We start from the raw sequence: 19,734 nt of genomic DNA on the forward strand, positions 1-19,734 counted from the left end.
TAGCGCTTAACTGACTGGCATTGGGGCTTGCTCGCGAAAGCGGCGTGTCAGTCGACTGGTGTGTTGACTGAGCCACTGCCTTCGCGAGCAAGCCCGCCCCCACATTTTTTATTGCGGTTACTCGGCATAGAGTGGCAACCCGTAAGCCGCCAGGTCGAAATCCGCGAGTTTGCGAATGATCTGGTCGGCGTGCTGATACTTGCTGTCGGCCATGGCTTCGTCGGGCACGGCGATGGCGGTCATGTGCGCCGCTTTCGCCGCCGTCACGCCGAACGGCGAGTCTTCGAACACCAGGCAATCCTCGGGCGCCACGCCCAGGCGACGCGCGGCGGTGAGGAAGATATCCGGCGCAGGCTTGGCGGCGCCGACTTCCGGGTCGTCGGCGGTGACGATGGTGTCGAACAGGCCAAACCACTCGCGGTGCAAGGTGGTCTTGTGGCCGAACGAGTTGCGCGATGAACTGGTGCCCACGGCAATTGGGATGTTATGCGCCTTTAAATGCCGCACCAGTGCTTCGGCGCCGGGCATGCCCAGGGCCTTGGGGAAACGCTCGCTCATCAGCGGTTCGCGAATCTTTAGAAACTCGGCCGGAGTGATCGGCAGGTCCAGCGCCTTGACGATGTAGTTGGCCAAGTCCTGTGCGCCGCGCCCGATGATGTGCTGCTTGACGCTCCAGTCATAGGTGCGGCCGTAGCGTTCGGCAATGATTTGCGTGACTTCGGTATAGATGCCTTCGGTATCCAGCAACAACCCGTCCATATCGAAAATCACGGCCTTGATCGAACGGACACGGATCGGAGCAACATTACGCGGTGCATTCATCACGACACAACCTTGGGGGCAAAGACTAAAAGGTTTCAGCACAATAACGGCCACGCTTGCCGACGAGCAACCCTTTAGACTGTCGGCTCCTCCTTTCGAAGTGCCCGCAATGCTCTACCGACTAGCCGCCGACGGCCTCGTGCTGTTTCACCTGACCTTTATCCTGTTCGTGCTGTTCGGCGGCCTGCTCAGCCTGAAATGGCCCAGGGTGATGTGGCTGCATTTGCCCGCCGTTGCCTGGGGGATCGCGGTGGAGGTGCTGCACCTGCCCTGCCCGCTCACCCGTTGGGAAAACCTGTTTCGCCACTTGGCCGGGCAGGAAGGTTATGGCGGCGGGTTTATCGAGCACTATATCCTCACGCTGATCTACCCCGCCGGGCTGACCGCGAATATTCAATGGGGACTGGGCGCCGTGGTGGTGCTGGTCAACCTCGCGGTGTATGGGCGGGTTATCCGGCGTTACGTACAGGCTTGAGACAGCTGCGCTGGTGAAGAATCAGCCCACCTCAATCCGTTCGCAGACGCCGCCATGTCCGAAGCCTTCGAAGTCCCCAGCCCCCACGAAAAACACCTCGAACACACCACCGAACAGGCCCACGGCCGTGGCGACACCTTCGCCAGCCGCATCGCCGTGATGACCGCCATCATGGCCACCGTCGGCGCCATGCTCAGCTACCAGGCCGGCTCCAGCGAAAGCACCGCTGCGATGGACAAGAACAACGCCGCCATTCTCAAGACCGAAGCCGCCAACCAATGGAATTACTACCAGGCCAAGTCCAGCCGCCAGAACCTGGCGGAACTGGCCACCCATATTCCCGGCGTGGACGCTGCGCACTACAGGGGTGAAGTCGAGCGCTACAAAAACCAGAAGGAAGACGTGCGCAGGCAAGCCGAGCAGTTGGAGGCCACCTCACTGGAATGGGACCGCAAATCCGAAGAAACGCTGCACCAGCACCACCGCTGGGCCCAGGCGATGACGGCGATTCAGATTGCGATTTCATTGGCGGCGATCACCTTGCTCACCCGTAAAGAATGGCTCAAGCGTATGTCTTACACGGCCGCCGGTGCGGCCGTGCTGATGGGTAGCCTGGCGTGGTTGCATATGTGACCGAACGCGCGCAGACATGAAACCTTGGCAGGTTGATTTCAATCTGCCAGCTGAGCGCTTAAAGTGTCGCCCCCTCGAGAATTGAATCTCGAGACTGAATCCATGGAGTTACGCGTGAAATACGTCAGCAAAGCAGTTGCAGCAGCCGTTCTTGGTTTGACCCTGGCAGGTTGCACCGGCACCGCCATGAAAACCCCGCAATACGACGCCAGCCAATACACCGTCCTCGGCCACAGCGAAGCCAGCGCCACCGGCATCATGCTGCTGGGCATCATCCCAATCGGCCAGAACAGCCGCTTCGTACGCGCCCAGGATGCCGCCATCAAGGCCAAAGGCGGCGATGCGCTGATCAACACCCAAGTGCAGGAAAAGTGGTTCTGGGCCTGGGTACTGAACGGCTACACCACCAAGATTTCCGGTGATGTGATCAAGCTGAAAACCGCGCAATAAGTATCAAGTTGCCAGGCCGCTGAGCCTGGCAAGCAACGTTTCTTGGGCCTGACTTCAGGGGATGGTCCATGCACCTCACTTTCGCTTACGCACTCGCAGCTGACGGCTTTGGGCAATTTCCTAAACGCCACTCAGAAGCGGCAGGCTGCCGTTTTAAAATCGCCACACCTATAGTCTCTGCGTCGCTCTCATAGCGACCCGTTTTGGCGACTCTACTATTAAGACGGCAGAAGGCTCCCGGCTGATTTGTGGGATGCCCCTGCACGCAACAAGCTGCTCAATGGTAGCTGTACGTGGGAGACCTTCGGGTCTGCCGGTCTTTGTCCGTTCTTAATCCCGGTTTGCCAACCTGCGTACAGTTGCCACCTTTTGTTTGGCGACAGTAGGTGGGTCACACCCCTCAAAGTGAACGGACTTAAGGCATGAACCAATACATAGCCCTCACCAGCAACGACAGCGCCACCCCCGCCCTTTTTGTCGACACCACCGCGCCGCTGGAAATACTTCTCGACGCTACGACCTATCGACTTCGCGCCGTTACTCGGGTCCTTGAAAACCTCGTGAGATCAGTAGTGATGCCGTCGTACTCAGCGATTTCGCGTTGCTCTGCTCAATACCGTTGCGCGACTGATGCGATTTGCTGGACGTTATAGAGCGGCGGGACACCCCGTGCGCCTGACTTGAATCGCCAGATTTTTCAGACCTCAGAAATAACCAAGCCCCTGATTTTTCGCAAAATCAGGGGCTTGGTTACGTTCAGTTCAAGGTGCAGATAATTAACGTCGCAAGCCTGAATGACAACTCTCCGGCTTTCTCTGGCAAAGAGATCATGTACAAACTGAAAATTGCGTACAGTTTTTTCCTTTCATGACGATATAGATGGCAAGGTGCCATGGATAGGGCCCGCAACATCTACGAGTCCAATCTTCATGCTTAATTTCTTCAAAATGCGCCGTGATCGACGCGCTATTCAGCAACTGGTAGCTGCAATCACTCGCAGAGTACCGCCACAAGTGGATGGGTGCGCTGAACGCGCTGCTGTCCTTGATGCCTGGAAGGCTTTCGACTCACTTGATCGCGACTCCAAGTCCCGTATACATGAGCTTGAGCAGGAATTGGAAGCAGCCCGCGAGCTGCTTGGCGAAGCTGCGTTGTCCGCTCATGCTCATGAGGTCAGGTTTGATCTTGTGAACCGAGCCTCCAGCGAAGGGCTTTGGGATATGGAGGTCGTCGCCGGCGACCCGGTGAATCCCAAAAATCGCTTTTGGTGGTCTCAGCAACTGCGAAACCTTCTGGGGTTCAGAGATGAGCGCGATTTCCCAAATGTGTTAGCCAGCTGGAGTGAGCGCCTGCACCCACAGGACAAGCAAGCCACTCTTGACGCTTTTGCCCGCCATCTAAACGATAAGTCCGGGCAAACACCCTATAAGGTGAACAATCGGCTCGCGATGAAGGACGGTTCATACCGTTGGTTCCATGCCCAGGGAGAAACTCTACGAGACGATCATGGGATGCCTCTGCGCGTAGCGGGTTCTTTGCGTGATATCCATGATCAGCTTGAGCGAGACCAGGAGCACGACGTAATCATCACCCGATTTGAACTGGCCCGGGAGATGCTCTCGGATGGGTTGTGGGACATGGAAGTTATCGCCGGAGACCCGGTAAATCCAAAGAACCCTTTCTGGTGGTCTCCCCAGTTCCGGCGACTGCTCGGATTTGAAACGGTGGAGGAATTCCCGGACGTTTTGGATAGCTGGGCATCAAGACTACACCCGGATGATAAGGAAAATAGCCTGAACGCTTTTGGTGCTCACCTGAATGACCGGTCAGGTAAAACGCCCTTTGATATCGAGTATCGCTTGAAGATGAAGAGCGGTGAGTACCGGTGGTTCAGGGCTCGAGGTCAGACTCGGCGCGACGTCTCCGGCTCGCCGCTTCGGGTAGTAGGCGCCCTTGTGGATGTCCACCTGCAACACCAGCAGGTGGCGTTACGAGAGGCGGAGGTTAATCATCAGCGCACGCTTGAGGGCAACATCGCTCAATTGTCACAGATCGTCGGGACTATTCAGAGCATTGCGAGCCAAACCAACCTCCTGGCACTGAACGCGGCGATTGAAGCCGCGCGCGCGGGCGAAGCGGGTCGCGGCTTTGCGGTCGTTGCAGACGAAGTTCGCAAGCTCGCAACTCGTACGACTGAAGCAACCGAACAAGCTGCCGGGATGATTGCTCGCTAATTGCCGTTCGGGTAAAGCGCCTCAGGCGCGACATTTGCCCATAGGCGCCCTGCCTGGTGCCTGCTGTCTAATCTGCAGCAGGTATCCAGCGGCAGTGAACTTAAGCACTCATCGTCCATCCGTGTGACCCCATCTGTCGGCTTCACTAACCCTTCTTTAATGCTGACTCATTTGTTTGGGCGCAGCTCGCTATGGAACAAAATCCGGCATCGCCATAGGCATTGGATCTGAATAGAACGGCGGCCAGAAGCGCCAGCCATATTGTCGAAACCTTTTGCTGGCGGATACCTCAAACGAAGCGGAAAGAATCCCGGCACGGCTTCTCCGTGCGAAGTGACAAGGACCAACCCGTGCTCGAACATCTTGATCTCAATGCGTTGATCGCTGGTTACGGCTACTGGGTAGTCTTCATAGGCTGTCTACTCGAAGGCGAAACCGTTCTTATCCTAAGCGGAATGGCTGCGCACCAGGGCACTCTGCAAGTGCTGCATCTGATCGGGTGGGCCACTGCCGGGGGGATGCTCGGTGATCAACTGCTATTTTGGACCGGACGTTATTCCGGGCAGCGCCTGCTGCCCAAACTTAAGCGTCACCAGTCAGCCATCGAACGGGTAGAGAACTTTATCCATCGCTATCCGACGACCTCGGTATTCACCGTGCGCTTTCTCTATGGCATGCGCCTGGTGGGGCCCATCGTGATCGGTGCCAGTGGGCTATCGCCTTGGAGGTTTGCCCTGATCAATGTGCCAAGTGCGGCAATCTGGGCCGCCCTGTTCGTCGGCGCCGGTTATTGGGCCGGCGAAGCATTGCAGCATTTCTTTGGCGACTTGAAGCCCTATCGCCTGCCGATCTTCCTCGCGGTGGTCGCACTCGCGTCCCTGGCGGCAGTGACGCGGTATTGGCGAAGCCGATCCAAGGCGTCGCGCCGCTGAGACAGAAGCTGCCTGTGGCTGATGTAGCGGCTCGTCCTTGATGTGGCGACGCATAGCGCCTGTATGCCGGATAAAGCGCTACAGCGAGAGTCACCTGACGCCGAGGCTAGCGCTCCAGAGTCCCAATGGGGGCAGATGGCGGAACAAAACCAGCAGGCACAAAAAAGCCCCGTAAAACGGGGCTTTTTCGTAACAATGTGGCGGTGAAGGAGAGATTCGAACTCTCGATACAATTTCTTGTATACACACTTTCCAGGCGTGCTCCTTAAGCCACTCGGACACTTCACCGTATCTCGTCAAACCAGTTCAGTCTGTCGAGGCGCGCTAATGTAGTCGAAAGCCTTTCTGATGGCAAAGGTTTTTTTCAGAATTTTCATGCGCTTAGACGGGTATGCCGGAACAGGGTCTGTGTGCGGTGGTGATTGTGCCAATCTCGGGCATGGATTGGGATGGTCTACGCTGGCTGTTGTGCCTTGCATCAGGCGCTCTGCTGCCGGCGGTGAAGCAAAAGCCTGACCGGGCAGTCAGTCATGGCGCTTTACCCGCGCGGGCGTGGTGGGTAACGTCTGCTGCATTCTTCTATAACAAGCCCTATAAGGAACCGCGTCATGAGTGAGTTGATTGCCTACCACCTCGAAGACGGTATTGCGACCCTGACCCTGAGCAACGGTAAGGTAAATGCTATTTCTCCAGCAGTGGTCAGTGCGTTCAATGAGGCGCTGGATCAGGCCGAGAAGGATCGGGCGGTGGTGGTCATCACGGGCACGCCGGGGATTCTGTCTGGTGGTTATGATTTGAAGGTGATGACGGCCGGCCCTAAAGAGGCCATCGGCCTGGTGACGTCGGGCTCGACGCTGGCGCGTCGTCTGTTGTCGCATCCGTTTCCGGTGATTGTGGCGTGCCCTGGGCATGCGGTGGCCAAGGGGGCGTTCCTGCTGTTGTCCGCGGATTACCGGATTGGGGTGGAGGGGCCATTCAGCATTGGCCTGAATGAAGTGGCGATCGGCATGACCATGCACCACGCCGGTATCGAGTTGGCGCGCGATCGTCTGCGTAAGTCGGCGTTTCATCGGTCGGTGATCAATGCCGAGATGTTTGACCCGCAAGGTGCTTTGCAAGCGGGCTTCCTCGACAAGGTGGTGGCCCCGGAGGAATTGCACGCGGCGGCATTGGAAGCGGCTCGGCAGTTGAAGAAGATCAATATGAATGCCCACAAGCACACCAAATTGAAAGTGCGAAAGGCCCTGCTGGAGGCTCTGGACGATGCAATTATCCAGGATCAAGGCCACGGCCTGATTTAACGCCCTACACCTGCCCTACCGAAGCCCGACCTTGAGTCGGGCTTTTTCTTACAGACCAAGCCGAAAAAGCCTTAGCCGCTCTAGACAGGCTTTATCGGCACGTGTTGAAACATGCGCTTAAACATCGCTTATCTCCTACGTCTGTAGGGGCAATTGCCGAATACAGTGCACATCCGTACACTGCGCCACCTTTTGTCCGGTTGGGCCGTGTCGATGCTTTTTCTGTTACGTATGTTGTTGATGAGCCTGCACTTTATCGTCGCCGGGATACTGGGCGTGCTCATAGGTGTATGCCGACCTTTCAATCCGGACAACAGCCGTTTGTGCGCACGCCTCTATGGGCTGCCGGCGATGTGGATCCTGCGTTTGAATGTGAAAGCCGATGTCGACTCCCTGCGTAACAAGCCCGGCACCTGTGTGGTGATCGCCAACCATCAGTCCAACTACGATCTGTTTGTGCTCGGCACCGTGGTGCCTCGCCGCACGGTATGCATCGCCAAGAAAAGCCTGAAATGGGTGCCGTTGTTCGGCCAGTTGTTCTGGCTGGCCGGCAATGTGTTGATCGACCGCGGCAATGCCCACAAGGCGCGCCGTGCCATGCTCACCACAACCCGCACCTTGCAGCATGAAGACACGTCTATCTGGGTATTTCCGGAAGGCACGCGCAACCTGGGCAAAGGCTTATTGCCGTTCAAAAAGGGGGCGTTCCATATGGCGATTACGGCCGGTGTGCCGATCGTGCAGGTGTGTGTCAGTAACTACGTCACGCATATGCGCCTTAATCGCTGGAACAGTGGGAATGTGCTCATACGCTCGTTGGCGCCGATTCCTACCACGGGGATGACGGCCAATGACGTTCCGGCGTTGATGCAAGCCTGTCAGGCGCAGATGGATGAATGCATTGCGCAGATGGATTGCGAGCTGGAAGCCACGACGCCTGCAGCGTTGTAAGCTACAACGGAACGTCATTCACGCTAAGCTGCCCAACATCTGTCCTCTTGATAAGAAGTGATCAGCACCATGGGTAGAGTCGTTGCGGCTGCCGTTTACAGCGCCGGAAAGAAAGTCACTGATATCACCCTCGATGAAGGCGCGGCCTGGGCCGCCAAACCCGGCCACTTTGTGTGGATCGGCCTGGAAGAACCCAGCGCCCAGGAGCTAAACAACCTGCAACGCCAGTTCAACCTGCACGAACTGGCGATCGAAGACGCCATGGAGAAACACAGTCGACCGAAGCTGGAAACCTTCGGCGACGCGCTGTTTATCGTCACCTATTCACCAGTGCGCGAGAACGGCAAGCTGGAGTTTATCGAAACCCATATCTTCGCCGGCAACGGCTACATCATCACTGCCCGCAACGGGCATTCAGCGTCCTACGGCTTTGTGCGCCAACGCTGTGAGGCGCGTCCGTTGTTGTTGGAGCATGGGGAAGATTTCGTACTCTATGCCCTGCTGGATTTCGTCACCGAAAACTACCAGCCGGTCAGCGAGGCGATCCACGCCGAGATCGATGAACTGGAGCGCAACGTGTTGTGCAGTTCGCTGAGCGAGCGCGATATTCAGAACCTTCACGGCCTGCGCCGCGACGTGCTGCGGCTCAAGCGCCATGTGGCGCCAATGGTGGAGATCAGCCAGGAATTGCAGAAGCTGAGCTTCCCGTTTATCGACAAGAACATGCGCCCGTATTTCCGTGACGTGCAGATCCACGTCACGCGGCAGATGGAAGACCTTACGACCCTGCGCGACATCGCCAGCCAGACCATCGAGATTGGCGTGTTGCTGGAGGCCTCGCGCCAGAGCGTGGTGCAGCGCAAGTTCGCCGCATGGGCGGCGATCCTCGCGTTCCCCACCGCGGTGGCGGGGATTTATGGGATGAATTTCCAGAACATGCCCGAGCTGCAATGGCACTACGGCTATTTCGCGGTGCTCGGGTTTATTGCGGTGGGATGCTCCAGTCTGTGGGCGAGCTTCAAGCGTTCGGGGTGGCTTTAGGCTTGTGCGCCACAAAGCGCATCATCCACTCCGCCACGGTTGCGCCGTGGTGGTCCCGCTCAAGGCTGGCCACGCCGTTGGTGTAGACCTTTTCGCCCAGGGTTGTCTGAAGAATCTCAAGCAGCTCGCGGGAATAGTCGTGAACAAACTCGGGGTGGCCCTGGAAGCACAATACCTGATCACCGATGTGGTACGCCGCGATGGGGCAAAACTCACTCGAGGCGATGACTGTGGCGTTTTCCGGCAAGGTCGTGACTTGGTCCTGGTGGCTGATCAACAGGGTCAGTTGCGGCACTTGCGGGCTCATCCAGGGCGCATCGGCATCCAGCGTGTAGTCGTGAATGCCCATGCCCCAGCCCTGGCTGGCGCGTTCGGTCTTGCCGCCGAGCAGCAACGCCAGCAACTGGTGACCGAAGCAGATACCCAATAACTTGTCGCCGCGCTCATAGCGCTGGAGCACGTAGGTTTTGAGGGTCTGGATCCATGGGTCGGTGCCGAACGAATCAGCTTTGCTACCTGTGATCAGGTAGGCGTCAAAGGCTTCGTCATCCGGCGGATATTCACCCTGCACCACGTTGTATACAACGAACTCGGCGGCAATCGGCTGCTTGGCAAACAGGCGCTTGAACATCTGCCCGTAACCTTGGTACTGATCGATCAAGCCTGGACGCAGGATATCGGTTTCCAGGATGCAGACGCGTAGCGACATAAAAAATACCTGACACGGCGATGGGAATATTGAACACCCAGAGCGTGCCTTGAAAGGTACATGCAAAGCAAGCCCCCTGTGGCGGCGGGCTTGCTCCTGTACAGCCTGTCAGCGAAAGGTTGCGCCTTGCGCCGCTTTCTCCAGCAATAACGCCGGCGGCGAGAAGCGCTCGCCATACTGCTCGGCCAGATAGCGCGCCCGGGCGATGAAGTCGTTCAGGCCGTACTGGTTGATAAACTGCAACGCGCCGCCACTCCAGGCGGCAAAGCCAATGCCGAAGATCGAGCCGACATTGGCGTCGGCTGTGGACGTCAACACCCCCTCCTCTACGCAACGCACGGTTTCGATGGCCTGGATAAACAGCAAGCGGTCGCGCAGGTCCTGGGGCGAAATCTGTTGACCCGGCTCTTCGAACCGCGCCTTGAGTTCCGGCCACAGGTGCTTCTGGGCGCCCGCCGGATAGTCATAAAAACCACCTCCCGCCGCCTTGCCCGTGCGTTTGTATTCATTGACCAGCAAATCGATCACCGCCGTCGCCGGATGGTCCGGTATTGCCTTGCCCTCGGCCTGCAGATCCTTGCGGGTCTGCTGCCGGATATGGCTCATGAGGCTCAGGGACACTTCATCCGACACCGCCAGTGGCCCTACCGGCATACCGGCCTTGCGCGCTTCGGTCTCGATCATCGGCGCGGCCACGCCTTCACCGAGCATGGCGATGCCTTCGTTGGTGAACGTGCCGAACACTCGCGAGGTGAAGAAGCCGCGGCTGTCGTTGACCACGATCGGGATTTTCTTGATTTGCAGTACGAAATCGAAACCGCGGGCCAGGGTTTCGGCGCTGGTGTGGGCGCCCTTGATGATTTCCACCAGGGCCATCTTGTCCACCGGGCTGAAGAAATGCAGGCCGATGAATTTGCCAGGGTCGGGCACTGCACTTGCCAAGCCGCTGATGGGCAACGTCGAGGTGTTGGAGGCGATCACCGCGTCTGCGCCGACCACGCATTGCGCGGCCGCCGAGACCCTGGCCTTGAGTTCGCGGTTTTCGAACACCGCTTCGATCACTAAATCACAGCCGGCCAGGTCGGCGTCATCCTGTGTCGGGTGGATCCGCGCCAAGGTGGTTTCCCGCTGCTCGGCGGTCAATTGCCCACGGCTGACTTTCTTGTCCAGCAACGTCGCCGAATGGGCCTTGCCCTTTTGCGCAGCGGCCAGGCTGATGTCCTTGAGTACCACGTCGATACCCGCACAGGCACTGACATAGGCGATGCCCACCCCCATCATGCCGGCACCGAGTACGCCGACCTTGCGCGTCATAAAGGGCGCAAAGCCTTGCGGTCGCGAGCTGCCGGCGTTGACTTCATTGAGCTGGAACCAGAACGTGCCGATCATGTTTTTCGCCACCTGCCCGGTTACCAGCTCGGTGAAATAGCGGGTTTCGATCAGGTGCGCGGTGTCGACATCCACTTGGGCGCCTTCCACGGCAGCGCACAGGATTTTCTCCGGCGCCGGGAAACAGCCATGGGTCTTGCTGCGCAGAATCGACGGCGCAATGGCGAGCATCTGCGCGACCTTCGGGTTGGACGGCGTGCCGCCGGGAATCTGATAGCCCTTGGTGTCCCAAGGCTGCCGGGCCTCGGGATGGGCGAGGATCCAGGCGCGCGATTTGGCCAGCAGCTCATTGCGATCAGCCGCCACGTCATCGATCAAGCCTGCCTGCAATGCCTGCGCCGGCCCCACTTTCTTGCCTTCCAACAGATACGGCAGGGCTTTTTCCAGGCCCAGCAGGCGCACCATGCGCACCACTCCGCCGCCGCCCGGCAATAGGCCCAAGGTGACTTCCGGCAAGCCCAGTTGCACGGACCTGTCGTCCAGCGCGACCCGGTGATGACAGGCCAGGCAAATCTCCCAACCACCGCCGAGGGCCGCGCCAGTGATCGCGGCCACCACCGGTTTGCCGAGGGTTTCCAAACTGCGCAACTGGGCCTTCAACAGCCCCACCCCAGCGTAGAATTCCTTGGCGTGGGCTTTGTCGACCTGGATCAGCTCATTGAGGTCGCCACCGGCAAAAAACGTCTTCTTTGCCGAGGTGATGATCACCCCGGCCAGGGTGTCCTTTTCGGCCTCCAGGCGCGCCACCGTGGCCGCCATGGCCTCACGGTAGTCGGCGTTCATGGTGTTGGCGCTCTGGCCCGGCATGTCGAAGGTCAGCACCACGATCTGGTCCTGGCCCTTTTCGTAACGAATGGCATCGGTCATGACAGTTTCCTTAGGCTCAGAGGCGTTCAATGATGGTGGCGATGCCCATGCCACCGCCCACACACAGGGTGGCCAGGCCATAGCGCTGCCGACGCACCTCCAACTCGTCGAGCAAGGTGCCGAGGATCGCGCAACCGGTGGCGCCCAACGGGTGGCCCATGGCGATTGAACCGCCATTGACGTTGACGCGGGCGGCGTCGATTCCCATGTCCTTGATGAATTTGAGCACGACCGAAGCGAACGCTTCGTTGACCTCGAACAGATCGATGTCCTCCACGCGCAGGCCGGCCTTGGCCAATGCCTTGCGGGTCGCGGGTGCAGGGCCGGTGAGCATGATGGTTGGGTCGGTGCCGGTCACGGCCGTGGCGACAATGCGCGCTCGCGGCTGCAGGCCGAGTTCACGGCCCTTGGCCTCGGAGCCGATCAGCATCAACGCGGCGCCGTCGACAATGCCGGAGCTGTTGCCCGGCGTGTGCACATGCCGGATGCGTTCCACATGGCTGTAGACCTGCAACGCAGTGGCGTCGAAGCCCATCTGGCCGACCATTTCGAAGCTCGGCTTGAGCTTGCCGAGGCCTTCGAGGGTGGAATCGCCACGGATAAATTCGTCATGGTCCAGCAGCACAATGCCGTTCTGGTCCTGCACCGCAATCAGCGACTTATTGAAGGAACCATCTGCTCGGGCTCTGGCGGCTTTCTGTTGGGACTGTAGGGCAAAGGTGTCCACGTCCTGGCGGGTGAAGCCTTCCAGGGTAGCGATCAGGTCGGCACCAATGCCCTGGGGCGTGAAGTGGCTGTGCAGGTTGGTTTGCGGGTCGAGTACCCAGGCACCACCGTCGCTGCCCATCGGCACGCGGGACATCGATTCAACCCCGCCGACCACCACCAGGTCTTCAAAGCCTGCGCGCACTTTCATCGCGCCGAGGTTCACGGCCTCCAGGCCCGAGGCACAGAAGCGGTTGACCTGCACGCCGGCTACGCTGACGTCCCAGTCCGCTACCAGCGCGGCGGTCTTGGCGATATCGGCGCCCTGGTCCCCCACCGGAGTGACGCACCCGAGGACGATGTCATCCACGTGGCGGGTGTCGAGGTCGCTGCGTTGCGCCAGCGCGGTGAGCAGGCCGGCGACCAGGTTCACCGGCTTGACGCTGTACAGGGCGCCGTCGGGTTTGCCTTTGCCTCGGGGCGTGCGTATCGCATCAAAGATCAAAGCTTGGGTCATGATGTCCTCGAACCACAGTGGGTGTATGCCGTTACCTTAGGCCCGATTGACACGGTTTCAATGACGGATGCGCTCATTGCTTTTGACCCCCTCGCTCGGACGAACGGTAGGTAGCTATGAGAAACCCCCGGTTAATCGTTTTAGCTGTCTAGCCTTGGGGTTGGCGCCAATATGGCACTCAGCCTCATACCGTTTTAAGCAGAAAACGCGATGAGTTGATATGAAATGGATCTATGCCGCGAAGAACGAGGGCTCTAAGGTTGAATCTGTAAGAAGCTGCTGCCGGGTTTTGCTGGAGCAGCTGTAAGAAAAGTGTAACGCCAGGTCGCGATACTGGATTAACCGGCACGCATTTGACGCTCAGGAATAACAACAAAAGGCAGTCAGCCATGTTCAAACATTCGAAAGTACGTCAGGCGGGACTTATTCTGTTCGCCACCACACTGATTCTGATCTTGCCCAATTTAACCAAGGTTATCGGGTGACGACGCGAGCGACCTCTTGCATGCACACACAGCATCGGGACTGCAGCTTTTGGCAGCCCCTGCCGGGACATTGCGTATAGCGGTCCTGTTGCAGGGGTTGTCTTTTTGCGTGCGGATTTGCGCTATCGTGCAATCCCCCGCCATCTCGAACCGGCCTGCCCTTGAAATCGATCATCGCCTTTTTCGCCCTTCTGCTTACCCTGCCCGCTTCGGCCGCGCAGCTGACCGTTGAACTGAACCACGCCAGCAAGACCTGGCAGACCGCAGAGCTGCTCAAGCACCCGGACGCGCAGACGGTGCAAATCGTCGATGACGTTTCCTACAAGCGCAACATGACCTATCGCGCGATACCGTTGGCGGTTCTCCTACCTGGCCTGAAACCTGCCAACCATCTGCAAGCGGTCGCCCTTGACGGCTTTGCCGCCGAACTCGCCGCTGCGCCGCTGTTGGAAAAAAACGGCGCTCGCGCCTGGCTGGCGGTGGAAGACCCGGCCCATCCATGGCCACCGCTGGGGGATGGCAAACCGAGCGCCGGGCCGTTCTATCTGGTGTGGAGCGACCCGCAAGCCGGGCATATCAGCCCGGAGCAGTGGCCATTCCAGATCTCCGGTATCAAGCAGCTGCAGACAGTCGCCGACCGTTTTCCGGCGCTGCTGCCCGACCCGCAACTGTCGGCAAGTGATCCGGTCAACCAAGGCTTTGCCCTGTTCCAGAAAAATTGCCTGGCCTGCCACCGCCTCAATGGCGCGGGCGATGCGCAAATGGGGCCGGACTTGAATATCCCCTACAACCCCACCGAGTATTTCAGCGGTGACTTCCTCAAGCGTTATATTCGTGACCCGCAGAGCCTGCGACGTTGGCCGCAGGCGAAGATGCCGGCGTTCGCGGCCAGCGTGTTGCCGGACGCCGAGCTGGATTTGCTGGTGGGGTATTTGAAGCATATGGCGGGCCACAAGCAACAGCCCTAAGGCCCGCCAAATCGCGCGGGCACTCTGAGCGAAATGCAGTAGCTGGCTGGCCTGCGATAGCGGTGGGCCAATGGCAAATGTATCGGGATTGTTCGCGATTGCAGCATAGGCCTCTGCACACCGCTTCCAGCGATTATTGCTGCACGCACACCACTGGGGTGGGCGCCACGAACACCTTGGCATGCATCTGCTCATGCCCGCCCCCACGGCGCATGCCGCGTACCGGGCAGGCATTCAGGTAGTCCAGGCCCACGGCGAGTTTCAAGTGCCGCTCCGGCCGGGCCCACCTGGTCCACGCGGGTCTCCTTGCCGGACAGCACGAACGGGCGCAGGTCGATATGGCGCGGGGCGATGCCGTTCTCGACGAATGTCGGGCAGGTGGACAAACACAGGGTGGGTTGGGCGATATAGGCGTGGGGGCTTGGCCTTGATGCGTGCGCGGAAGGCTTCGATTTCCGCCGCCGTGGACGCCGGGCCCACCAGCATGCCGTAGCCGCCGGAGCCTTGGGGTTCCTTGACCACCCACTCAGGCAGGTTGGCCAGCAGGTGGGATAATTCGTCGGGCTTACGGCATTGAAACGTCGGAACGTTCTGCAGGATCGGTTCTTCATCCAGGTAAAACGGATCATCTCGGTAACGAATGGGTAGACCGATTTGTCCTCCGCCACGCCGTTGCCGATGGCGTTGGCCAGTACGACGTTCACCGCACCGTCCCGGTGCGCGAAATGACTGGAGCCTGCCGCACGCTTCATGGCAATGCGGCTTATGACTATCAACAGCATAGGCAGAGTCGATTTCACTGCTTGCCTGCACCTGTAGATAATCGCATCCATCAGCTGAACAGGATTTGTCCTACAGCGAAACCCTTTGCACATCCAGTAACGTGCCGGCTCGATTACTGATCGAACCCTAGATCTTCCCTTTCAGCCACCCTCTTCGGGTGGCTTTTTTTTGGGGTGCAGAAAAGTGCAATTCGCGTTCTTAAAACGGTTGGGTAGCCCAAACAAAATCGGCCGACCCAAGGGTCAGCCGATACGCTGTGTGGCTCATACACACTACATGGGTAACCCACGCACCTCCTGCTTCACGCCCCAGCCTTCGATAATCCCGCCGAGCGGCTCTACCACGGCCTCAAAGTCGTGCTCGAAGTCTCCTATACCGTCGTAGGTTGCGGACATGATTTTGCTCAGTTCCAGGTACCAGGCACCATCGTCGCGGGCGCTGACCTGGGCATTCAGTGATTCTCCACGAAATCGACCCGCAGCTCTGCGCGCCCGTTCTTCATCGGGGAAAATGGCGTAGAACTCAATGGGGTGAAAACGTGAGAAGTCAAAGCCGCCTTCTTTCATGCGGCGCAGAACGTTGGTGCTGATGTCTTCTTGATAGGCTGTGCTCATGAAACGTCCTCCTCAGACCGATGGATAGACTTTCCGTGCTTCCTTAAGCCCGCGCGCTACTGGCGCGGGCACCACGGCAAATAACAGCACCGCAGGGAAAACAAGCATGTAGCTGACAAGACCAGACCTTAGCGATTCATTCGCTGATCTCGATTGCAGATTAGCGCGAAGCTAACACCTCTACCAGAGGTGCTTGAATGGCTTAGAGCAAATGTTCAGACGGCAGACGAGATGTCGAGGATTTGAATACTGTTCTGGTCTTTAAGGATTTTGACCGTGGGCTCGGGCTTGCGGCCCTCGAGGTCATTGAGGTCCAGTTCAGCAGCGACGGGCACCAGCTTGCTTCGAATCAGGTGCGCAGCGTCTTCGAGGCTGGGCTTATGTTCGCAGCTGAACTGCTCCACGGACTGCACGCCGTGATCATCAACGAAAGTAATCTGCCACTGTTGCATCAATGCCTCCTCGATAAAGCCCGCGTATGGGCTCACATCTATCTGGACCTTGGCGGTTCACCAAACGTTCCACTCAAGGCAGGAGGCACAGGATCAGCCGCGTTTACTTCTCTGCGTGCTCTTTCAACGCTTTCAAAGTGTTGAACGGTGCGTCCACGACGAACTTGTTGGCCAACCACGACGGCACGCTGCCGCCTGGCTCGGTGTGCACCTGGTAGGTCACTTCGGTCTCGTTGGCGCCTTTGGGTATCAGTTTCCAGAAACCTTCAACCTGGGCGACCCGGACATAGCCTTTTTCTTCAGGCTTGTAGGTCGGCACTCCCTGCAAGGTGCGGGTAACGGTACCGTCAGCGGCTTTGGTGGTGGTGACATGGATATACGAGTCGCGGTCGGTTACCGGGAACGGTGCCTTGAACTGGGTGTAGGTCCAGGCCTCATCGCCTTTCTTGTCGACAAGCTTCTGGGATTTGCACTCATGAATCCACTTGCAGGCGCCCGCTACATCCTCCTGCAGCGCAACGATCTTCGCCACTGGCGCCTTGATCACGGTTACACCGCGATACGCCTTGTACTTGGAGCCGGCCACTTCACTCAAGGACACCTTGATGCCGTCCTCGTTCTTGGCCTCTTGCCAATCCTCAGCCTGGGCAGCACCGGCAAACATCATCGTAAAACCGCAGACCACAGCCATTCGTTTCAGCGAACCCATCGATGTATTCCTTATTGTTGAAGTTCCGATAGTAAAGCCCATCAAGCCGCCGTCATCTGCTCCCACCAGCCGATCAAGCGGATCGCATCAGCCTGGTCGTTGCCGCAAACGTCGATATCGGCCTTGAAGTCACTGCACACCGCCGGCCGCTCGGGCTGGCCGAACAACTGGCACAGGTGTTCGACCGACAAGTGCAGGCAGCGTTCGCCCGCCGGTTTGCCATGGGGCATGCCAGGCAGCGGCGAACTGATGGAGGGGGCGATGCAGCAAGCGCCACAGCCTTCACGGCATTTCATGACCAGCAGGTCCTCGACGACTCAATGGGATGGCCGGGCTAGAGTACGCCCTTAAACAGCCGTTTTAAAATGGTCCAACAGGGGTTTCTCGCACAAAACACAAGTGACCGACCAGTCTGCGACAGATGGTCGGGGGCGTGGGTCACTAACGATCAGAGGTTTATTGCTTGAATTCGAAATCCAGCGCGGCCCCTTCCACATCACGCCGTTCTTCGTTCCGCAATTGCAGCCTCATCTCATTGCTGAGCAAACGGCCGTTGATCTGGAACGCGCTGTTGTCGGATGGTTTGTCACCAAACATGGGCGGCAATAACGGCACGCTCTTGGGTTTTGGCATGGTGCCGATGGGTTGCAACAGCCTGACCATGTCCGAGGGCAGTGACAGGTCCAACTGTGCCGGTGGCAGTTTGGTCTGGGCGACTTCGCGAGCGGATTTGGACTTGCTCGCAATCGGTGCGCGCTTTTTTAACTTGGTGGTTTTTTTCTTGGCCTGCGGCGCTTTCTTTACCGGCACTGTTTTTTGCGTAGCGGTCTTCTGTTCGGTGCTTGCAGCAGGCTTGGCGTCTGTCACAGGCGTGGCCGCCAGCGCAGTGCCAACGTTGCATAGACTTAACAAGCCAACCATCCAGACAGCACGGAAAATAGAGGTCATATCGCCTACAGCGTTAACGGCAGAAGGCCATATGCTCGCTTGTTGTGCGTGGCATGACAAGCACAGAGATCAATGTTGTCCCCCTTTGCCGCCCTTAAAAGCCGGTGGCCGTCTCCTGGCATAACTGGCTGGCAAGCATACCCAGGGTCATCAGCGCACGCTCTGCCTCGCGGTTCCACGGAGTGCCGCAATTGAGACGGATACAGTGGTTGAACTGTTCGGTATTACTGAAAATCAGCCCCGGTGCGATGCTGATGCCCTGTTGCAGGGCACGCACGTGCAATTCCTGGGTATTGACCCGCCCCGGCAAACTGACCCACAAAATAAAGCCGCCGGTCGGACGGGTCATCTGTGTACCTTCAGGGAAATATTGCTGCACCGCCAGTTGGAAAGCGCTGAGGTTCTTGCGGTATTCCTGGCGAATGTAACGCAGGTGACGGTCGTAACCGCCATTTTCCAGGTAAGCCGCAACGCCCATCTGGGTGACGCTGCAAGCAGAATGGGTGCTGAACATCTGCAGACGCTGGATTTCCTGCTGGTATTTGCCGGCAATCATCCAACCGATGCGCACGCCGGGGGATAAGGTTTTGGAGAAGCTTGAGCAATAGATGACCCGGTCAAGACGGTCATAGGCCTTCAGGGCCTTGGTGCGGCCCAGTTCGAACATCAGCTCGCCGTAGATGTCATCCTCGACGATTTGGATATCGAAATCCGAGGCCAGCCGCAGCAACTGTTTTTGCCGCTCTTCGGGCATGGTGCCGCCCAAGGGGTTGCTCAGGCGCGTGGTCAGCACCAGCGCCTTGATCGACCACTGGTTGGCGGCCAATTGCAGGGCTTCCAGGCTCATGCCGGTGGCCGGGTCACTGGGGATCTCGATGACCTTGAGGCCCAGCAGGTCAGCCAGCTGCAGCAAACCGTAATAGGTCGGTGACTCAGCCGCGATCAGGTCGCCGGGGCGCGTCAGCACGCGCAACGACATCTGCAACGCGTCCACGCAACCGTGGGTGATCACCACTTCGGAAGGGTCCACCACCACGCCGGCATCGCGCATGCGGATCGCTACCTGACGGCGCAGCGGTTCAAACCCTGGGCTGAACATGTAGCTGAATGCCCGCGGGCTCTGGAAGCGCGTCACTTTAGCCAACTGCTGGTGCAGCGCCCGGACCGGCAAGTAATCCACACTCGGCACCGCCGCGCCCAAGGGAAATACGCCTTCACGGCGCGATTCGACCAACACTTGCTGGATGATGCTGCTGCGGGTGACCAACCCTGGGCGCTCAACCCGCGCGATATCCGGCGTTGGCGCCGTGAGTGCCGGTGTCTGGTGAACGTAATAGCCCGATTGCGGCCGCGCCCGGATCAGCCCCTGGTCTTCCAGGTTGGCGTAGGCTTGCAGCACCGTGGCATGGCTCACATTGAGCTGGGAGCTCATCTTGCGCACCGAAGGCACGCGCTCCCCCGGCTGATAAACACCACGCCGGATGTCCTCAGCCAGTTGCTGGGCGATACGTTGGTAGAGCAACAGATTGGTCATGACGCAGCACTCGATTTCACGGGCATTTTATTTTTATGTGAAACGTACCGGCACAGTTTAGAAGTGTACGGGGACAGTTGCCACAATAGTCGAGCGCGGGCGGGAGTGACAGCAAAAAACATCGATGGAGCGGACGAGAGGTGTAGCTATAAAAAATATCGGAGGGGGCAAGCCCTAATGCCAGTCAGTTAAGCGCTAGAGCAGGCAACCGTCGG

General features: G+C 58.6%; 19 protein-coding genes, 1 tRNA gene and 3 pseudogenes. 10 read left to right on the forward strand and 13 right to left on the reverse strand.

Annotated elements, in window-relative coordinates:
• Nucleotides 1-117 precede the first annotated feature (117 nt).
• Complete coding sequence (locus Q1V60_RS13895) at nt 118-822, reverse strand: HAD-IA family hydrolase (protein WP_300631262.1); 705 nt, start codon at nt 820-822, stop codon at nt 118-120.
• A gap of 109 nt (nt 823-931) precedes the next feature.
• On the opposite strand from Q1V60_RS13895, the gene Q1V60_RS13900 reads away from it, so the two are divergent.
• The 6 genes and pseudogenes from Q1V60_RS13900 to Q1V60_RS13925 all read left to right on the forward strand — a co-directional run bounded on the left by Q1V60_RS13900 (nt 932) and on the right by Q1V60_RS13925 (nt 5,546).
• Nucleotides 932-1,297, forward strand: a complete 366-nt coding sequence (locus Q1V60_RS13900; protein ID WP_300631264.1) for a DUF2784 domain-containing protein — start codon at nt 932-934, stop codon at nt 1,295-1,297.
• A gap of 54 nt (nt 1,298-1,351) precedes the next feature.
• Complete coding sequence (locus Q1V60_RS13905; RefSeq protein WP_300631266.1) at nt 1,352-1,930, forward strand: DUF4337 domain-containing protein; 579 nt, start codon at nt 1,352-1,354, stop codon at nt 1,928-1,930.
• Nucleotides 1,931-2,044: 114 nt separating this feature from the next.
• Nucleotides 2,045-2,380 carry a hypothetical protein gene (locus Q1V60_RS13910; protein WP_300631268.1) on the forward strand — a complete coding sequence of 112 codons (336 nt, stop codon included), beginning with the start codon at nt 2,045-2,047 and terminating at the stop codon, nt 2,378-2,380.
• 422 nt (nt 2,381-2,802) lie between these two features.
• Nucleotides 2,803-3,011: pseudogene (locus Q1V60_RS13915) on the forward strand (short-chain dehydrogenase).
• 298 nt (nt 3,012-3,309) lie between these two features.
• Complete coding sequence (locus Q1V60_RS13920) at nt 3,310-4,614, forward strand: PAS domain-containing protein (protein ID WP_300631270.1); 1,305 nt, start codon at nt 3,310-3,312, stop codon at nt 4,612-4,614.
• A gap of 350 nt (nt 4,615-4,964) precedes the next feature.
• On the forward strand, nt 4,965-5,546 hold the full coding sequence (locus Q1V60_RS13925; protein WP_300631272.1) for a DedA family protein: 582 nt from the start codon (nt 4,965-4,967) through the stop codon (nt 5,544-5,546).
• A gap of 198 nt (nt 5,547-5,744) precedes the next feature.
• Here Q1V60_RS13925 and Q1V60_RS13930 read toward each other — a convergent pair.
• Nucleotides 5,745-5,834, reverse strand: a tRNA-Ser gene (locus Q1V60_RS13930).
• Nucleotides 5,835-6,154: 320 nt separating this feature from the next.
• On the opposite strand from Q1V60_RS13930, the gene Q1V60_RS13935 reads away from it, so the two are divergent.
• The 3 genes from Q1V60_RS13935 to Q1V60_RS13945 all read left to right on the forward strand — a co-directional run bounded on the left by Q1V60_RS13935 (nt 6,155) and on the right by Q1V60_RS13945 (nt 8,839).
• Nucleotides 6,155-6,847, forward strand: a complete 693-nt coding sequence (locus Q1V60_RS13935) for a crotonase/enoyl-CoA hydratase family protein (protein ID WP_300631274.1) — start codon at nt 6,155-6,157, stop codon at nt 6,845-6,847.
• A gap of 213 nt (nt 6,848-7,060) precedes the next feature.
• The gene (locus tag Q1V60_RS13940) at nt 7,061-7,798 is read left to right on the forward strand and encodes a 1-acylglycerol-3-phosphate O-acyltransferase (protein ID WP_300631276.1); all 738 of its coding nucleotides are present in this window, start codon (nt 7,061-7,063) and stop codon (nt 7,796-7,798) included.
• Between the two features lie 69 nt (nt 7,799-7,867).
• Complete coding sequence (locus tag Q1V60_RS13945) at nt 7,868-8,839, forward strand: magnesium and cobalt transport protein CorA (RefSeq protein ID WP_300631278.1); 972 nt, start codon at nt 7,868-7,870, stop codon at nt 8,837-8,839.
• Here the strand turns inward: Q1V60_RS13945 and Q1V60_RS13950 are convergent.
• The 3 genes from Q1V60_RS13950 to Q1V60_RS13960 all read right to left on the reverse strand — a co-directional run bounded on the left by Q1V60_RS13950 (nt 8,817) and on the right by Q1V60_RS13960 (nt 13,026).
• Nucleotides 8,817-9,548 (reverse strand): amidotransferase, encoded by a 732-nt coding sequence (locus Q1V60_RS13950; protein ID WP_300631280.1) that lies wholly within the window; start codon nt 9,546-9,548, stop codon nt 8,817-8,819. The two genes, Q1V60_RS13945 and Q1V60_RS13950, sit on opposite strands and share 23 nt — an antisense overlap.
• A gap of 108 nt (nt 9,549-9,656) precedes the next feature.
• On the reverse strand, nt 9,657-11,804 hold the full coding sequence (locus Q1V60_RS13955; protein ID WP_300631283.1) for a 3-hydroxyacyl-CoA dehydrogenase NAD-binding domain-containing protein: 2,148 nt from the start codon (nt 11,802-11,804) through the stop codon (nt 9,657-9,659).
• A gap of 16 nt (nt 11,805-11,820) precedes the next feature.
• Entirely contained in the window at nt 11,821-13,026 is a 1,206-nt protein-coding gene (locus tag Q1V60_RS13960; protein WP_300631285.1) for an acetyl-CoA C-acetyltransferase, read from the reverse strand.
• Between the two features lie 646 nt (nt 13,027-13,672).
• On the opposite strand from Q1V60_RS13960, the gene Q1V60_RS13965 reads away from it, so the two are divergent.
• Nucleotides 13,673-14,479 (forward strand): cytochrome c, encoded by an 807-nt coding sequence (locus Q1V60_RS13965; RefSeq protein ID WP_300631287.1) that lies wholly within the window; start codon nt 13,673-13,675, stop codon nt 14,477-14,479.
• 133 nt (nt 14,480-14,612) lie between these two features.
• On the opposite strand, the pseudogene Q1V60_RS13970 reads toward Q1V60_RS13965, so the two are convergent.
• The 8 genes and pseudogenes from Q1V60_RS13970 to Q1V60_RS14005 form a co-directional block, all read right to left on the reverse strand.
• Nucleotides 14,613-14,762: pseudogene (locus Q1V60_RS13970) on the reverse strand (transglutaminase family protein); the annotation flags it as partial.
• A gap of 10 nt (nt 14,763-14,772) precedes the next feature.
• Nucleotides 14,773-15,201: pseudogene (locus Q1V60_RS13975) on the reverse strand (circularly permuted type 2 ATP-grasp protein); the annotation flags it as partial.
• A 333-nt stretch (nt 15,202-15,534) separates the two neighbouring features.
• The gene (locus Q1V60_RS13980) at nt 15,535-15,876 is read right to left on the reverse strand and encodes a ribonuclease E inhibitor RraB (protein ID WP_300631289.1); all 342 of its coding nucleotides are present in this window, start codon (nt 15,874-15,876) and stop codon (nt 15,535-15,537) included.
• A gap of 215 nt (nt 15,877-16,091) precedes the next feature.
• Entirely contained in the window at nt 16,092-16,328 is a 237-nt protein-coding gene (locus tag Q1V60_RS13985) for a hypothetical protein (protein ID WP_300631299.1), read from the reverse strand.
• Nucleotides 16,329-16,431: 103 nt separating this feature from the next.
• Nucleotides 16,432-17,037 carry an START domain-containing protein gene (locus tag Q1V60_RS13990; RefSeq protein ID WP_300631291.1) on the reverse strand — a complete coding sequence of 202 codons (606 nt, stop codon included), beginning with the start codon at nt 17,035-17,037 and terminating at the stop codon, nt 16,432-16,434.
• Nucleotides 17,038-17,078: 41 nt separating this feature from the next.
• Nucleotides 17,079-17,333, reverse strand: coding sequence for a YkgJ family cysteine cluster protein (locus Q1V60_RS13995; RefSeq protein WP_300631293.1), 255 nt, complete (start codon nt 17,331-17,333; stop codon nt 17,079-17,081).
• Between the two features lie 160 nt (nt 17,334-17,493).
• Nucleotides 17,494-17,985 carry a translation initiation factor 2 gene (locus Q1V60_RS14000; protein WP_300631295.1) on the reverse strand — a complete coding sequence of 164 codons (492 nt, stop codon included), beginning with the start codon at nt 17,983-17,985 and terminating at the stop codon, nt 17,494-17,496.
• Nucleotides 17,986-18,079: 94 nt separating this feature from the next.
• Nucleotides 18,080-19,519 (reverse strand): PLP-dependent aminotransferase family protein, encoded by a 1,440-nt coding sequence (locus tag Q1V60_RS14005; protein WP_104504394.1) that lies wholly within the window; start codon nt 19,517-19,519, stop codon nt 18,080-18,082.
• Nucleotides 19,520-19,734 lie beyond the last annotated feature (215 nt).

Source organism: Pseudomonas sp., assembly GCF_030147005.1.
Lineage (GTDB): Bacteria > Pseudomonadota > Gammaproteobacteria > Pseudomonadales > Pseudomonadaceae > Aquipseudomonas.

Excerpts from the sequence above, each read along its gene's own strand:
- Q1V60_RS13895 (WP_300631262.1), bottom strand. The coding sequence starts at position 822 with ATGAATGCACCGCGTAATGTTGCTCCGATCCGTGTCCGTTCGATCAAG.
- Q1V60_RS13900 (WP_300631264.1), top strand. The coding sequence starts at position 932 with ATGCTCTACCGACTAGCCGCCGACGGCCTCGTGCTGTTTCACCTGACC.
- Q1V60_RS13905 (WP_300631266.1), top strand. The coding sequence starts at position 1,352 with ATGTCCGAAGCCTTCGAAGTCCCCAGCCCCCACGAAAAACACCTCGAA.
- Q1V60_RS13920 (WP_300631270.1), top strand. The coding sequence starts at position 3,310 with ATGCTTAATTTCTTCAAAATGCGCCGTGATCGACGCGCTATTCAGCAA.
- Q1V60_RS13935 (WP_300631274.1), top strand. The coding sequence starts at position 6,155 with ATGAGTGAGTTGATTGCCTACCACCTCGAAGACGGTATTGCGACCCTG.
- Q1V60_RS13940 (WP_300631276.1), top strand. The coding sequence starts at position 7,061 with ATGCTTTTTCTGTTACGTATGTTGTTGATGAGCCTGCACTTTATCGTC.
- Q1V60_RS13945 (WP_300631278.1), top strand. The coding sequence starts at position 7,868 with ATGGGTAGAGTCGTTGCGGCTGCCGTTTACAGCGCCGGAAAGAAAGTC.
- Q1V60_RS13950 (WP_300631280.1), bottom strand. The coding sequence starts at position 9,548 with ATGTCGCTACGCGTCTGCATCCTGGAAACCGATATCCTGCGTCCAGGC.
- Q1V60_RS13955 (WP_300631283.1), bottom strand. The coding sequence starts at position 11,804 with ATGACCGATGCCATTCGTTACGAAAAGGGCCAGGACCAGATCGTGGTG.
- Q1V60_RS13960 (WP_300631285.1), bottom strand. The coding sequence starts at position 13,026 with ATGACCCAAGCTTTGATCTTTGATGCGATACGCACGCCCCGAGGCAAA.
- Q1V60_RS13980 (WP_300631289.1), bottom strand. The coding sequence starts at position 15,876 with ATGAGCACAGCCTATCAAGAAGACATCAGCACCAACGTTCTGCGCCGC.
- Q1V60_RS13985 (WP_300631299.1), bottom strand. The coding sequence starts at position 16,328 with ATGCAACAGTGGCAGATTACTTTCGTTGATGATCACGGCGTGCAGTCC.
- Q1V60_RS13990 (WP_300631291.1), bottom strand. The coding sequence starts at position 17,037 with ATGGGTTCGCTGAAACGAATGGCTGTGGTCTGCGGTTTTACGATGATG.
- Q1V60_RS13995 (WP_300631293.1), bottom strand. The coding sequence starts at position 17,333 with ATGAAATGCCGTGAAGGCTGTGGCGCTTGCTGCATCGCCCCCTCCATC.
- Q1V60_RS14000 (WP_300631295.1), bottom strand. The coding sequence starts at position 17,985 with ATGACCTCTATTTTCCGTGCTGTCTGGATGGTTGGCTTGTTAAGTCTA.
- Q1V60_RS14005 (WP_104504394.1), bottom strand. The coding sequence starts at position 19,519 with ATGACCAATCTGTTGCTCTACCAACGTATCGCCCAGCAACTGGCTGAG.